Origin of the sequence: Klebsiella sp. CN_Kp097, assembly GCF_040064495.1 — a bacterium.
GTDB classification, from domain to species: Bacteria; Pseudomonadota; Gammaproteobacteria; order Enterobacterales; family Enterobacteriaceae; genus Klebsiella; species Klebsiella aerogenes.
In genome coordinates, this window is the sequence record NZ_JBEAIL010000005.1 from 36,917 (window position 1) to 51,660 (window position 14,744).

The 14,744-nt window shown below is 56.6% G+C and carries 15 protein-coding genes and 1 riboswitch; of the genes, 11 read left to right on the forward strand and 4 right to left on the reverse strand.

Features of this window, described 5'->3' with window-relative positions; all coding sequences use genetic code 11:
- The first annotated feature begins 74 nt into the window (after positions 1–74).
- The 5 genes from bioB (at position 75) to uvrB (ending at position 6,307) form a co-directional block, all read left to right on the forward strand.
- Entirely contained in the window at positions 75–1,115 is a 1,041-nt protein-coding gene (bioB, locus tag ABLV07_RS06930) for a biotin synthase BioB (protein WP_008805734.1), read from the forward strand.
- The gene (bioF, locus tag ABLV07_RS06935) at positions 1,112–2,269 is read left to right on the forward strand and encodes an 8-amino-7-oxononanoate synthase (protein WP_032712918.1); all 1,158 of its coding nucleotides are present in this window, start codon (positions 1,112–1,114) and stop codon (positions 2,267–2,269) included. The genes bioB and bioF overlap by 4 nt, the downstream gene beginning before the upstream one ends.
- On the forward strand, positions 2,253–3,008 hold the full coding sequence (gene bioC / locus ABLV07_RS06940; RefSeq protein ID WP_032712952.1) for a malonyl-ACP O-methyltransferase BioC: 756 nt from the start codon (positions 2,253–2,255) through the stop codon (positions 3,006–3,008). Before bioF ends, bioC begins: the two co-directional genes overlap by 17 nt.
- Entirely contained in the window at positions 3,001–3,681 is a 681-nt protein-coding gene (gene bioD, locus ABLV07_RS06945) for a dethiobiotin synthase (RefSeq protein ID WP_032712919.1), read from the forward strand. Before bioC ends, bioD begins: the two co-directional genes overlap by 8 nt.
- Before the next feature lie 610 nt (positions 3,682–4,291).
- Positions 4,292–6,307, forward strand: coding sequence for an excinuclease ABC subunit UvrB (gene uvrB / locus ABLV07_RS06950; RefSeq protein WP_015367612.1), 2,016 nt, complete (start codon positions 4,292–4,294; stop codon positions 6,305–6,307).
- 204 nt (positions 6,308–6,511) lie between these two features.
- Here uvrB and pmrB read toward each other — a convergent pair whose 3' ends face one another.
- From pmrB to yvcK, 4 genes are all read right to left on the reverse strand, one after another.
- Positions 6,512–7,609: a two-component system sensor histidine kinase PmrB gene (gene pmrB, locus ABLV07_RS06955; protein ID WP_042895160.1), complete on the reverse strand. Its 1,098-nt coding sequence runs from the start codon at positions 7,607–7,609 to the stop codon at positions 6,512–6,514.
- Positions 7,610–7,613: 4 nt separating this feature from the next.
- The gene (pmrA, locus tag ABLV07_RS06960; RefSeq protein WP_032705592.1) at positions 7,614–8,285 is read right to left on the reverse strand and encodes a two-component system response regulator PmrA; all 672 of its coding nucleotides are present in this window, start codon (positions 8,283–8,285) and stop codon (positions 7,614–7,616) included.
- On the reverse strand, positions 8,282–9,925 hold the full coding sequence (gene eptA / locus ABLV07_RS06965) for a phosphoethanolamine transferase EptA (RefSeq protein ID WP_015704802.1): 1,644 nt from the start codon (positions 9,923–9,925) through the stop codon (positions 8,282–8,284). The genes pmrA and eptA overlap by 4 nt, the downstream gene beginning before the upstream one ends.
- 110 nt (positions 9,926–10,035) lie before the next feature.
- Positions 10,036–10,941, reverse strand: coding sequence for a uridine diphosphate-N-acetylglucosamine-binding protein YvcK (gene yvcK / locus ABLV07_RS06970; protein ID WP_015704803.1), 906 nt, complete (start codon positions 10,939–10,941; stop codon positions 10,036–10,038).
- 208 nt (positions 10,942–11,149) lie between these two features.
- Positions 11,150–11,287: riboswitch (molybdenum cofactor riboswitch) on the forward strand.
- Between yvcK and moaA the strand changes: the two genes are divergently transcribed.
- From moaA to ABLV07_RS07000, 6 genes are all read left to right on the forward strand, one after another.
- Complete coding sequence (gene moaA, locus ABLV07_RS06975; protein ID WP_059304916.1) at positions 11,275–12,264, forward strand: GTP 3',8-cyclase MoaA; 990 nt, start codon at positions 11,275–11,277, stop codon at positions 12,262–12,264. Its footprint overlaps the riboswitch before it by 13 nt.
- Before the next feature lie 23 nt (positions 12,265–12,287).
- Entirely contained in the window at positions 12,288–12,800 is a 513-nt protein-coding gene (moaB, locus tag ABLV07_RS06980; protein ID WP_020079310.1) for a molybdenum cofactor biosynthesis protein B, read from the forward strand.
- A 3-nt stretch (positions 12,801–12,803) separates the two neighbouring features.
- Positions 12,804–13,292: a cyclic pyranopterin monophosphate synthase MoaC gene (moaC, locus tag ABLV07_RS06985; RefSeq protein WP_015367605.1), complete on the forward strand. Its 489-nt coding sequence runs from the start codon at positions 12,804–12,806 to the stop codon at positions 13,290–13,292.
- Positions 13,285–13,533: a molybdopterin synthase sulfur carrier subunit gene (gene moaD / locus ABLV07_RS06990; RefSeq protein ID WP_015367604.1), complete on the forward strand. Its 249-nt coding sequence runs from the start codon at positions 13,285–13,287 to the stop codon at positions 13,531–13,533. The genes moaC and moaD overlap by 8 nt, the downstream gene beginning before the upstream one ends.
- A gap of 1 nt (position 13,534) precedes the next feature.
- Positions 13,535–13,987, forward strand: a complete 453-nt coding sequence (gene moaE, locus ABLV07_RS06995) for a molybdopterin synthase catalytic subunit MoaE (RefSeq protein ID WP_045386643.1) — start codon at positions 13,535–13,537, stop codon at positions 13,985–13,987.
- A 44-nt stretch (positions 13,988–14,031) separates the two neighbouring features.
- Positions 14,032–14,736: a Bax inhibitor-1/YccA family protein gene (locus ABLV07_RS07000; RefSeq protein ID WP_015367602.1), complete on the forward strand. Its 705-nt coding sequence runs from the start codon at positions 14,032–14,034 to the stop codon at positions 14,734–14,736.
- Positions 14,737–14,744: the final 8 nt, after the last annotated feature.

Here is a 14,744-nt window from a genome sequence, read left to right on the forward strand (position 1 = left end):
AAACCATTTTGAAAACATTTAGGTTTACGAGTATAAACCGAACCGCAAATTAACAAAACCTTTTGGAGAGGCCAATGGCTCACCACGCACGCTGGACAATGTCGCAAGTTACTGAGTTATTTAATAAACCACTCATCGATCTGCTCTTTGAAGCGCAGCAAATCCACCGCCAGCATTTTGACCCGCGTCAGGTGCAGGTCAGTACGTTGCTGTCGATTAAAACCGGCGCTTGTCCGGAAGACTGTAAATATTGCCCGCAAAGCGCACGCTACAAAACCGGTCTTGAATCCGAGCGCCTGATGGAAGTCGAGCAGGTGCTGGAATCAGCGCGTCAGGCGAAAAACGCCGGCTCGACCCGCTTCTGCATGGGCGCGGCGTGGAAGAATCCCAATGACCGCGATATGCCGTATCTGGAGCAGATGGTCAAAGGTGTGAAGGCGCTTGGGCTAGAGTCGTGCATGACGCTCGGTACCCTTACCGATAGTCAGGCACAGCGCCTGGCCGGCGCGGGGCTGGATTACTACAACCATAACCTCGACACCTCACCGGAATTTTACGGCAACATCATCACCACCCGTACCTATCAGGAACGTCTGGATACGCTGGATAAGGTACGCGATGCCGGGATTAAAGTGTGCTCCGGTGGGATCGTCGGGTTGGGGGAAACCGTGAAAGATCGCGCCGGGCTGCTGCTGCAGTTGGCTAATCTGCCAACGCCGCCGGAAAGCGTGCCAATCAATATGCTGGTGAAGGTTAAGGGTACGCCGCTGGCGGATAACGACGATGTCGACGCCTTCGATTTCATCCGCACGATCGCCATTGCGCGCATCATGATGCCAACCTCCTACGTGCGTCTCTCCGCCGGGCGCGAGCAGATGAACGAGCAGACCCAGGCGATGTGCTTTATGGCCGGGGCTAACTCGATTTTCTATGGCTGCAAGCTGCTGACGACGCCTAACCCGGAAGAAGATAAAGACCTGCAGCTGTTCCGCAAGCTGGGGATCAATCCGCAGCAGACGGCGGTGCTGGAAGGTGATAATGAGCAGCAGCAGCGCCTGGAGCAGGCCTTACTCACCCCCGACACTGAGGAATACTACAACGCGGCGGCGCTATGAGCTGGCAGCAACGAATCGATCGGGCGCTGGACGAACGGCGGGCGGCGGATGCTTTTCGCCGCCGCCTGCCGGTAAGCCACGGCGCCGGACGCTGGCTGGAGCGTGAAGGGGAGCGCTGGCTCAACTTCTCCAGTAATGACTACCTGGGCCTGAGCCAGCATGGCGCGATTATCGCCGCCTGGCAGCAAGGGGCGGAACGTTATGGCGTCGGTTCCGGCGGATCGGGCCACGTTAGCGGCTATAGTGAGGCGCATCGCGCGCTGGAAGAGGAACTTGCCGACTGGCTGGGCTATCCGCGCGCGTTGCTGTTTATCTCCGGCTTTGCCGCGAATCAGGCGTTGATTGCCGCGCTGGCGGAAAAAGACGATCGCATTGTGGCCGATCGCCTGAGCCATGCCTCCCTGCTGGAGGCGGCAAGCCTCAGCCCGGCGCAGCTGCGCCGCTTTACCCACAATGACCCGCAACAGCTTGCTCAATTGCTGGCGAAACCGCTGGACGGCCAGCAGTTAGTCGTTACCGAAGGGATTTTCAGTATGGACGGCGACAGCGCGCCGCTGGCTGACATTCAGGCGGCAGCCCGCAGCGCCGGAGCATTATTACTTGTTGATGATGCTCACGGAATCGGGGCGATTGGCGATGAAGGGCGCGGAAGCTGTCATACGCAGGCGGTTCGCCCGGAGCTGCTGGTAGTCACCTTCGGCAAGGCGTTTGGGGTAAGCGGCGCGGCGGTACTGTGCAGTGAATCGATGGCCGATTATCTGCTGCAGTTTGCCCGTCATCTCATCTACAGCACCGCGATGCCGCCGGCGCAGGCGGTAGCGCTGAGCGCGGCGTTGCGGATCATTCGTAGCGATGAGGGCCAGCAGCGGCGGGAATTCTTGAGCGCCCGCATCCGTCAGTTCCGCGCTGGAATGGGCGATGTTGCGCTGGGGCTGACCGATTCCCGGAGCGCGATTCAGCCGCTGATCGTTGGCGATAACGCGCGAGCGCTGGCCCTGGCATCCAGCCTACGCGAGGCCGGCTGTTGGGCTACCGCCATTCGTCCGCCGACGGTTCCCGCCGGCGGCGCGCGTCTGCGCCTGACTCTGACTGCCGCTCATCAGGCCGAGGACATTGCGCGTTTACTGGAGGTGCTGCATGGCCACGGTGAATAAGCAGGCTGTGGCCGCGGCGTTTGGTCGCGCGGCCAGCGGCTATACGCAACATGATGAGCTGCAGCGCCGCAGCGCTGAATTGCTGCTGCGCCAGTTGGCGAGGAGCGATTTTGCCCGAGTGCTGGACGCTGGCTGCGGGCCCGGCAGCATGAGCCGTTACTGGCGCGAAGCGGGAAGCGAAGTTACCGCGCTGGATCTCTCCGCCGGGATGCTGGCGCAGGCGCAACGCAACGGCGCCGCGCAGCATTATCTACAGGGCGATATCGAAGCGCTGCCGCTGCCGGATGCCTGCTTCGATCTGGCATGGAGTAACCTGGCGGTGCAGTGGTGTGACGAGCTAAGCGCGGCAATCGGCGAGCTGTACCGGGTGGTGCGGCCCGGCGGACGGGTGGCGTTCACCACGTTGCTCGCCGGATCGCTACCAGAGCTCAATCAAGCGTGGCGGGCGGTCGATGAACATCCCCATGCCAACCGTTTTCTCAGCGAAAAGGCGGTAAGGGCGGCGCTGAGCGGCCTGCGCGCCGAAGGCGTCGTGCATCAGATTAGCTTACCGTTCGCCGATGCGCTAAGCGCCATGCGCTCGCTAAAGGGCATTGGCGCTACCCACTTACATCAGGGGCGGGCGTCTGCGCCGCTTAGCCGCGGCAAGCTGCGCGAACTGCAGCTCGCCTGGCCGCAACAGCAGGGCCAGTGCCCGCTGACGTATCATCTTTTTACAGGAGTCATTGAACGTGACTAAACGTTTCTTCGTCACCGGAACCGATACTGAAGTCGGTAAAACCGTCGCCAGCAGCGCGCTGTTGCAGGCGGCGAATCAGCTGGGATTTAACACCGCGGGCTATAAACCGGTGGCTTCCGGGAGCGACCTGACCGCACAAGGGTTACGCAATGAAGATGCGCTGGCCCTGCAGTGTAATAGCCGGGTGGCGCTGCGCTATGAACAGGTTAACCCTTATACTTTTGCCGAGCCGACCTCGCCGCATATTATTAGCGCCGATGAAGGGCGACCGATTGCCGCGACGACGCTTTCCAGCGGTTTACGCGAACTGGAGCGCCTGGCCGACTGGGTGCTGGTGGAAGGGGCGGGCGGCTGGTTTACGCCGCTCTCGGAAACCCTGACCTTCGCCGACTGGGCGCAGCAGGAGCAATTGCCGGTGATTTTAGTGGTCGGCGTCAAACTTGGCTGTATCAATCACGCGATGCTCACTGCCCTGGCGGTACGCGAAGCCGGGCTGCCGCTCGTGGGCTGGATCGCCAACGATATCCAGCCACCGGGTAAACGCCATCGCGAATATCTGCAAACCTTAACGCGGGTATTGCCAGCGCCGCTGCTGGGGGAAATTCCCTGGCTTGCCGACGCATCGCAGCGTCAGGATCTCGCGCAGTACCTGGATCTGACCCCCCTGCAATAAACCCGCATAAACCTGCGAGACGGCTCTATTTTTTGTTGACAGGACGATGAAATGTGGTCCAGAAAACGCAAAAAATCCAGCCGTCTTTAGCTGATAAATATCAAAAAAAATTCGATAATTTTTTTTAGCCACGGGCTTTGGTCCGATGAGACTTTTCTGCCGGGTGGCAGACCTCGCGGCCTGCAGGCAGTTATCCACTATTCCTGTGGATAACCTTGTGTATTAGAGTTAGAAAACTTGCGGTAAGCTAGAGAGTACGCGGCCTGCGAGCAAATTGGCGCGAAACCCGTCTTTTGGTAAATTATGTTTTATTTCAGCAAGTTAAATAAAAGCAATGGCTGTCAGAAAAGTGTCACCGGCTGCCATAAAAGATTCATTACCTTGCTTGACAAATGTTAAATGATAAATGTTTCTGGGGATAACCACACAGGCTGGTGGATCATTCCGCAAAGCGCGCATTTTACGCCCGCAGTCGGACGACCGCGCGTCCTTTTGCCGCCATACAATAATGCGATACTGTTTTTATATCCAGTATTATTTATTGGCAAAAATGAAACTGAAGGGTAGAATTAAACACCTGCTGGTCAATCCCATCTTCAGGTCCTGAAATATGAGCAAACCATTCAAGCTGCACTCCGCATTCCGTCCTTCCGGCGATCAGCCCGAAGCCATCCGCCGTCTGGAAGAGGGGCTGGAAGATGGCCTTGCGCATCAAACCCTGCTTGGGGTAACAGGTTCGGGGAAAACCTTCACCATCGCCAACGTTATCGCTGACTTACAGCGCCCGACGATGGTGCTGGCGCCGAACAAAACCCTGGCGGCGCAGCTGTATGGCGAGATGAAAGAGTTCTTTCCCGAGAATGCGGTGGAGTATTTTGTCTCCTACTACGATTATTACCAGCCTGAAGCCTACGTACCGAGCTCGGATACCTTTATCGAAAAAGACGCCTCGGTGAACGAACACATTGAGCAGATGCGTCTGTCGGCCACCAAAGCGTTGCTCGAACGGCGCGATGTAGTGGTGGTGGCTTCGGTTTCCGCCATCTACGGTCTTGGCGACCCGGATCTGTATCTAAAGATGATGCTGCACCTGACTACCGGCATGCTGATCGACCAGCGGGCGATCCTGCGTCGGCTGGCGGAACTGCAATACACCCGCAACGATCAGGCCTTCCAGCGCGGCACTTTCCGCGTCCGCGGCGAGGTTATCGATGTCTTCCCGGCGGAATCCGATGATATCGCGCTGCGTATTGAACTGTTTGACGAAGAGGTCGAGCGGCTATCGCTGTTTGACCCGCTGACCGGCCACGTCGAATCGTCCATTCCACGCTATACCATCTATCCGAAGACCCACTACGTTACGCCGCGCGAGCGTATCGTACAGGCAATGGAAGAGATCAAAGACGAGCTGGCTGACCGCCGCAAGGTCCTGCTGGCGAACAATAAACTGCTTGAAGAGCAGCGGCTGAGCCAGCGCACTCAGTTCGACCTCGAAATGATGAACGAGCTGGGCTACTGCTCGGGGATTGAAAACTACTCGCGCTTTCTCTCCGGGCGCGGGCCGGGCGAGCCGCCGCCGACGCTGTTCGACTACCTGCCGGCGGATGGCCTGCTGGTTATCGATGAATCGCACGTGACTATCCCGCAAATCGGCGGTATGTACCGTGGCGACCGGGCGCGTAAAGAGACGCTGGTGGAATATGGCTTTCGCCTGCCGTCAGCGCTGGATAACCGGCCGATGAAGTTCGAAGAGTTTGAAGCGCTGGCACCGCAGACCATCTACGTTTCAGCGACGCCGGGTCCCTATGAGCTGGAAAAATCCGGCGATGAGGTGGTAGACCAGGTCGTTCGCCCAACGGGCCTACTGGATCCGGTTATCGAAGTGCGGCCGGTGGCGACGCAGGTCGACGATCTGTTATCAGAAATCCGTACCCGTGCGGCGATCAATGAGCGTGTACTGGTGACGACGCTGACCAAACGCATGGCGGAGGATTTAACCGAATACCTGGAAGAGCACGGTGAACGGGTGCGCTATCTGCACTCCGATATCGATACCGTCGAGCGTATGGAAATTATTCGCGATCTGCGTCTTGGCGAGTTCGACGTGCTGGTGGGGATCAACCTGCTGCGCGAAGGGCTGGATATGCCGGAAGTATCGCTGGTGGCGATACTTGATGCCGATAAAGAGGGCTTCCTGCGTTCCGAGCGCTCGCTTATCCAGACCATCGGCCGCGCGGCGCGTAACGTGAACGGTAAGGCGATTCTTTACGGTGATAAAATCACGCCATCGATGGCGAAGGCGATCGGTGAAACCGAACGCCGCCGCGAGAAGCAGCAGCGTTATAACGAAGAGCACGGTATTGTGCCGCAGGGTCTTAATAAGAAAGTGGTCGATATTCTGGCGCTGGGTCAGAACATCGCGAAGACCAAAGCCAAAGGCCGTGGCAAAGCCCGTTCTCCGGTGGAAGCCGATAGCGTCGAACTGACGCCGAAAGCGCTGCAGCAGAAGATCCACGAGCTGGAAGGGCAAATGATGCAGCATGCCCAGAACCTTGAGTTCGAAGAGGCCGCGCAGATCCGCGATCAATTGCATCAGCTACGCGAACTGTTTATTGCGGCATCATAAGGGTGATAGGGGAGCCGTGCAAAAATGACGGCAATGCGCAATTTGCAATTGCCGTCACGCTATTATCGTAGGATCTTAATGTTGGCTTAATTTTCTTCAGCGACACTATCCTCAGTTTAATGAGGATAGCGCCATGCAAAAACTGACCAACCGTGAATATCTGGCCATTGCCACCGCCTTTGTGATTGTGGTCGCCTTCTTACATCAATGGGTATTAACCTTCTGACGCGCGCTGCGCGGGAATAGCACCCAGGCGCGGACGCCAGGTCCGGGCTGGCGGTTATGTAAAAAGAATTGCGCATCGTGCAGTTGCGCGATGCGGGTGACAATGCTTAAACCGAGGCCTATTCCGCCATAGCGGCTGTCCATGCGGACAAACGCTTTACTCAACTCGCCGCTTTTGGCCTCATCAATGCCCGGCCCTTCATCTTCTACTGCCAGAATCGGCGTATTTCCCGGTTTTACCGAAATCTTAATCTTCGACCCCACGGGGCTATAGCGGTGCGCATTCTCCACCAGATTGCGTAAAATCACCCGCACCAGGGTCGCATCTCCAGAAATGAGATCCTCGCCTGCGCCGCTTTCTATCTCCAGGGTCTGTTGGCGCGCTTCGAGCATCGTTGCCAACTCATCCTGCAGAGGCTCCACCACATCTTCGTGCAAATGCACCTGCTGGTAACTCCCGGCGGAAAACGACTGCCCGACGCGCGCCAGTTGTAGCAGCTGCGAAATGCTGTTGGTCATCTGATCGAGACGTTGAATTAAGGGATCAACGCTGACGCCGTGTACCTTTGCCAGCAGCTCCAGATGCAGGCGCAGCCCGGCAAGAGGGGTACGCAGTTCGTGGGCGACGTCGGCGGTAAACAGACGCTCCCGTTCGAGCGTCAGGGTCAGCCGCGACACCAGTTGATTAATCGCCAAGGTCACTGCGGTCACTTCCGGCACCGACTCCTGCAAAATAATGGGTTGCAGATTATCCGGCGTCCGGCTTTCCAGCTCGCTTTGCAGATTTGATAGCGGACGGGTGATTTTCTTCACCGCCATCAGGCTGATATATAGCGCCAGACCGATGATCAGCAGGCTTGGCACCAGCAGGCTGGCGACCGCTTCGCGTACCTCATGTTCGACGTGCCTTTGATTGTTATGACCCTCAATGGCGCTGGCAACCAGCAGCTGGATTTGCTCTTTGCTCTCATGCCATAGCCAAAATACGCTGATCAGCTGGCAGACCACCAGAATCGCGCCGATGGTCAGCAGCAGGCGGTGGCGCATGGTCCAGGTTTCGGTCGCAAACAGTGCCATAGCGTTATTCTGACTCCGTATTATTCACCAGCATGTAGCCAAAGCCGCGGACGGTGCGGATCCGCGCTTTACCAATCTTGTCGCGCAGATTATGGATATGTACTTCGAGGGTATTGGTGGCCGGTTCGTTATCCCAGCTGTAGATATCATTGTAGAGAATTTCGCGATGTACCGGGCTGCCGGCTTTCATCATCAGGCGCGAGAGCAGAGCATACTCTTTTGGCGTCAGCTCCAGCGATTCGCCGGCCAGCCACACCTGACGACGGGTAACATTAAGGCGCAGGTTGCCGACGGTCAGCTCATTATCGCCCTGATTATTATGGCGACGCAGCAGCGCGCGAATGCGGGCGTTGAGCTCTTCAAGCGCGAAAGGTTTCACCAGGTAATCGTCAGCGCCGGTATCCAGCCCGCTGATGCGGTCGCCCACGGTATCGCGGGCGGTGAGGATTAACACCGGTTGGGTGAATTTCTCCCGGCGCATACGCGCCAGGAAATGCAGACCGTCTTCATCCGGCAGGCCCAGGTCGAGCACCACCAGACTGTAATGGTTGCTGGCTAACGACAGCGCGGCTTCATGCGCGGTGGCGACGCCATCGCAGACATAGCCTTCGCTTTGCATGGCCAGAATTAACCCTTGTAACAGGAGCGCATCGTCTTCAATGACTAAGATTTTCATCTGCCGGTCTCTCTACATGGCGTTAAAAGGTCGTCTTTTGCCTGATACTCGCGGGTGTCTACCCCGAGCAGGCCAAGCAGGGTAGAGAACAGATTATCTTGTGAATAATCGTTCGTCTTCGCCTGCTGTTGCAAACACTGGCTGGATACGCCATAGCGTTGCTGATAATCCGGCGACAACCACAGCAGCATCGGCACGTGTTTTTGCGTATCGGGCGCTATGGAGTACGGCAGGCCATGCAGATACACGCCATCTTCACCCAGCGATTCGCCGTGGTCAGACAAATACACCAGACTGGTGGTGAATCTATCTTGTTTTGATTGCAGCAATTTTATCGCTTTATCAACCACATAGTCGACGTACAAAATGGTGTTGTCGTAGGTATTGGTCAACTGTTGTTGCGTACAACTTTGGATTTCATTGGTATCGCAGGTCGGGGTGAATTTTTTGAATTCAGCCGGGTAGCGATTGTAATAGGTCGGGCCATGACTACCAATGGTGTGCAGAACGATAATGCCATCCTGCTGTAAATTATCGATATAGCTATCAAGATTATGGAACAGCACGTCATCGTAGCACTCGCCATCAATGCACTCGCCGCTGAGGTTCAGGTTGGTGACGTTCTGATGCGGTACGCGGTCACAGGCGCCTTTACAGCCGCCATCGTTGTCGTTCCATAGCACCTGAACACCGGCGCGCTGCAAAATATCCAGAACGCCTTCCTGATGGTGCGCCAGTTCTTCATCGTAATGCGCGCGCGGCATATTGGAGAACATGCAGGGGACGGAAACCGCGGTTGCGGTGCCGCAGGAGGTGGTTTTCGGGAAGTACACCACGTCGTCCTGCTTCAGGCGCGGGTTAGTTTCTCGATCGTAGCCGCCCAGCGAGAAATTCTCGGCGCGCGAGGTTTCGCCCAGCACCACGATGGTCAGATTTTTACGCGCGCCGTTATGCATCACCGCTTTCTGTTTGGCATCTTCGCCGATCTTCACCAGCGGCAGGTTATCCATCCGGTTATGCGCATACCACGAGTTCAGCGCCACAATGCTGTTGGATGGACTCAATGATTTCACCAGCTCCTTATTGTTACGGAACACCGAGGCGTAATCTTTGTAGAACAGCGCCGCCACCAGCACAATGAGCAGCGCTGAAACGGCGATATTGAGCAGGCGCATCGCTGCGCCGCGCCAGAAAGAGGCCGGTTTGCGAACTTTAATCCACCAGGCGACCAGTACCATCAATAGCCCGGAGAGACCCAGCACGATGACCATTTGCGTCGACAGCAGGGCAAAACTTTCTGCAGGCGTTGTATCGAAGATATTGGCGATCATCGAACGGTCGATCACCACGCCGAAGGTCCAGATAAAGTACTGCGCCGAGGCGCTCAGCAGAATAAACAGGCTGATGACTACCCGGTCGAGCTTTAAGAACGAGGCGAGGGTGGTGATGATGTTCATCACGCTAATTGCCACGATCGGCATGCTAAGGAAAACCAGCCAGTTATGGAGATTGTTTACCGGCAGTAGCGGGAAAACCTGGCGATAAAAGGCCAGGTTAAGAAAGATACCGATATAACAGGCAAAGAGAGTCAAATAAGCCGTGCGGCTGAGTACCGGCCGACGTAAAGAAATAAACGACATAACGAATACCCGTAGTAGGAGATGTTCGTTATGTTGACAGCGATATTTTAAGACAACCTTAAGATTTTAATCTGAGGCGTCATCTTGTTTAAAATAGTGCCGCTTAAGGATTAACCTAATGCCTGAATAGCCTGCTCCAGCGCCTGGCGTAGCAGCACGCGGTCATGACGATAGGTGACATCGCTGGCGTCCAGCGCGGTCTGAATCACCAGTCGTTCTTCCATACCCTTAACATCGGCTTTCGGCCCGACGATGGCGGCATCAATCACTTTTTTGCCGACGTAATGTTCCAGAATAGTCATTCTGTCCGCCAGCGTTAGATTGGCGGCAGGACTATGTTCCTTACCCAGGTTATCGATAAACACCATGGGCGCCGGGGTCCGCCGCAGCGCCTGGGCCATTTCGTCGAGCAGTAAAATGGGCAGCAGGCTGGTGTAGAAGCTCCCTGGCCCAATCAGGATCAGATCGGCCTCGGCGATGGCCTCAACCGCTTCGCGAGTCGCCGGAACCGGTGGGCTGAGCATCAGTTCCTGCGGGATGTGATCCAGCTGATCGATATTCACTTCGCCATACACTTCATGGCCTTCATGATCGAGCGCCACCAGATCGACCGGTTGCTCCGACATCGGAATCAGGAAAGCATCCACTTTAAGCAGGTTTCTGATCAAATTGATCGCCTCTAAAGGCCGCACACTCAGGTGATCCAGCGCCTTTAACATCAGATTTCCGAGGTTATGCCCGGAAAGCTCGCCATTGCCGCCAAAACGATATTCAAACATCGCGGAAGCGACGCTGGGTTCGGCGATTAATTGATTAATGCAGTTGCGCATATCGCCCCAGGCGATCCCCCCTTCCGAGCGGCGAATTCGCCCCGTTGATCCGCCGTTATCGGTGGTGGTCACGATGCCGGTCAGGCGTGAGCCGAGCGACGAGAGCGACGACATCACCCGCCCCAAACCGTGGCCTCCGCCAAGGGCGACGACGCGGTCCAGATCGGCGAAAGTGCGATTGCGCATACGAATTCCTTCTGTTCAATGTTCGGGTTTAGCGTCTCCGATCTACCCCTAAAAGATAATGCCCGGTTTCCGTCAAACTGACCGATATCAATGTTAAAGTGTGATTTTTGGCTATTCTGTACTGAAAATGCAAGATATTAGCGATATATAGATGATTATATAGCGAAAATGAAAATGGCGAAACCATCGTTAAAGCGCTACTATCGGCATAACCAACTAACACTCTAGCCTTAGTACCTGTGTCGCAAGATATGGTGCTCTGGCCGCGGCAGCCGCGCTGTCGCCAGGGCGTGGAAAGAAATGACCGCGCCTCCCGTACTTGGAAAGGTGTATATGGCCTCACAGCTTACTGATGCATTTGCGCGTAAGTTTTATTACTTGCGCCTGTCGATTACCGACGTGTGTAACTTTCGTTGCACCTACTGCCTGCCGGACGGCTACAAGCCTGGCGCCGTGACCAACAAGGGTTTTCTTAGCGTAGACGAAGTGCGCCGCGTGACGCGCGCTTTTTCCGCCCTTGGCACGGAAAAAGTCCGCCTCACCGGCGGCGAACCCTCGTTACGTCGCGACTTTACCGAGATTATTGCCGCCGTGCGTGAAAACAGCGCGATTCGTCAGATCGCGGTGACCACCAATGGTTATCGCCTGGCGCGTGATGTCGAACGCTGGCGCGATGCCGGGCTGACGGCGATTAACGTCAGCGTCGATAGCCTCGACGCTCGCCAGTTCCATGCCATCACCGGTCAGGATAAATTTCAGCAGGTGATGGACGGTATTGACGCCGCCTTTGCCGCCGGCTTTGAAAAGGTTAAGGTCAACACCGTGCTGATGCGTGATGTCAACCATCACCAGCTCGACACTTTCCTCGCGTGGATCAAACCTCGCCGTATTCAACTGCGTTTTATTGAGTTAATGGAAACCGGCGAGGGCAGCGACCTGTTCCGCCGTCACCACATTTCCGGTATGGTGCTGCGCGATGAACTGCTGCGCCGCGGTTGGATCCACCAGATCCGTCAACGAAGCGATGGCCCGGCACAGGTCTTTTGTCACCCGGATTACGCCGGTGAAATCGGCTTGATCATGCCGTATGAAAAAGACTTCTGCGCCACCTGTAACCGTCTTCGCGTCTCATCCGTTGGCAAACTGCACCTGTGTCTGTTCGGCGAAGGCGGCGTAGATCTGCGCGACCTGATGGCCGAGGACGAGCAGCAGGCCGAGCTGGAAGCGCGGATAGCCGAAGCCTTAACCCATAAAAAGCAGACCCATTTCCTGCATCAGGGCAACACCGGTATTACGCAGAACCTGTCGTATATTGGCGGATAATCGTTTTCGAAAGGAGCATTCAGATGAGCCAGGCTAACGCTGAGTTTATCCCGACCCGTATTGCTATTCTTACCGTTTCCAACCGCCGCGGCGAAGAGGACGATACCTCCGGCCACTGGCTGCGCGATGCGCTGCACGAAGCGGGACATACCCTCGTCGATAAGGCTATTGTGAAAGAGAACCGCTACGCGATTCGCGCCCAGGTTTCGGCGTGGATTGCCAGCGATGAGGTGCAGGTGGTGTTGATCACCGGTGGTACCGGTTTTACCGATGGCGATCAGGCGCCGGAAGCGTTGCTGCCGCTGTTTGACCGCGAGGTCGAAGGTTTTGGCGAAGTGTTCCGTATGCTCTCCTTTGAAGAGATAGGCACCTCGACGCTGCAGTCCCGCGCCGTTGCTGGCGTTGCCAACCGCACGCTGATTTTCGCGATGCCGGGCTCGACCAAGGCCTGCGCCACCGCGTGGGAAAATATTATCGCGCCACAGCTGGATGCGCGCACTCGCCCGTGCAACTTCATTCCTCATTTAAAGAAATAGTTTATGTCACAACTGACCCACATTAACGCCGCGGGCGAAGCCCACATGGTTGACGTCTCCGGCAAAGCGGAAACGGTACGCGAGGCGCGCGCTGAGGCTTACGTCGAAATGCAGGCCGCAACGCTTGCGATGATTATCGACGGCAGCCACCATAAAGGCGATGTATTCGCCACCGCGCGTATCGCCGGGATTCAGGCCGCGAAACGTACCTGGGAGCTGATCCCGCTGTGTCATCCGCTGATGCTCAGCAAAGTAGAAGTGAACCTGCAGGCGCAGCCGGAGCATAACCGCGTGCGCATTGAGTCACTCTGCCGCCTGACCGGTAAAACCGGCGTAGAAATGGAAGCGCTGACCGCGGCCTCGGTTGCCGCGCTGACCATCTACGACATGTGTAAAGCGGTACAGAAAGATATGGTCATTGGCCCGGTTCGTCTGCTGGCGAAAAGCGGCGGCAAGTCCGGCGATTTTAAGGTGGAGGAAGCCCATGATTAACGTCCTGTTTTTTGCCCAGGTGCGCGAACTGGTTGGCACCGATACCCTGACTCTCGACGCCAGCGAATTGCCGACCGTTGAAGCCGTGCGTCAGCAGCTTGCCGCGCGCGGGGACCGCTGGGCGCTGGCGCTGGAAGAAGGAAAATTGCTGGCGGCGGTCAACCAGACGCTGACCTCGTTTGACCATCCGGTCGCGAGCGGCGACGAAGTGGCGTTTTTCCCGCCGGTCACCGGGGGCTAAGATGACGCAGACTCGTATCGTGGTAAGCCCGGCGCGCTTTTGCGTCGGCGATGAGTATCCGTGGCTGGCCGAGCGCGATGAAGACGGCGCGGTGGTCACCTTCACCGGCAAAGTACGTAATCACAATCTCGGCGACAGCGTGAAAGCGCTGACGCTGGAGCACTATCCGGGCATGACCGAGAAATCGCTGTCGGAAATCGTCGAACAGGCGCGGGAACGTTGGCCGCTTGGCCGGGTGACGGTTATCCATCGCATTGGCGAAATGTGGCCGGGCGAAGAGATTGTTTTTGTTGGTGTGACCAGCGCCCACCGCGGCAGCGCCTTCGCCGCCGGCGAGTTCATCATGGATTACCTGAAAACCCGCGCGCCGTTCTGGAAACGCGAGGCGACGCCGGATGGCGAACGCTGGGTCGATGCCCGCGACAGCGATCATCAGGCGGCAGAGCGCTGGTAGTGTGATACGCTTACTGAGAGAAACTTGTTAATCAGGAGATAGTCATGGACAGATTCCCTCGTTCCGATTCCATTGTTCAGAGCCGCAGCGGCCTGCAGACCTACATGGCGCAGGTTTACGGCTGGATGACGGTCGGGTTGTTGTTAACCGCGTTTATCGCGTGGTTTGCGGCGAATACCCCGGCGGTCATGATGTTCGTCTTTTCAAGCAAAATCACTTTCTTCGGGCTGATCATCGCCCAACTGGCGCTGGTGTTTGTGCTCTCAGGGATGGTGCAGCGCTTAAGCGCGGGTATGGCGACGACGCTGTTTATGCTTTATTCGGCGTTAACAGGGCTAACGTTAGCGAGCATCTTTATTGTTTATACCTATTCGTCTATCGCCAGCACTTTTGTGGTGACCGGCGGGATGTTCGGGGCGATGAGCCTGTATGGGTACACCACTAAGCGCGATCTGAGCGGCTTCGGCAGCATGCTGTTTATGGGGCTGATTGGTATCGTGCTGGCGTCGCTGGTTAACCTGTGGCTGAAGAGCGAAGCGCTGATGTGGGCGGTAACCTACATTGGTGTGCTGGTGTTTGTTGGCCTGACCGCCTACGACACCCAGAAGCTGAAAAACATCGGCGAGCAGATTGATACCCGCGATAGCGCCACGCTGCGTAAATACTCTATTCTCGGCGCCTTAACGCTGTATCTGGACTTCATCAACCTGTTCCTGATGCTGCTGCGTATCTTCGGCAACCGCCGTTAATATCATCC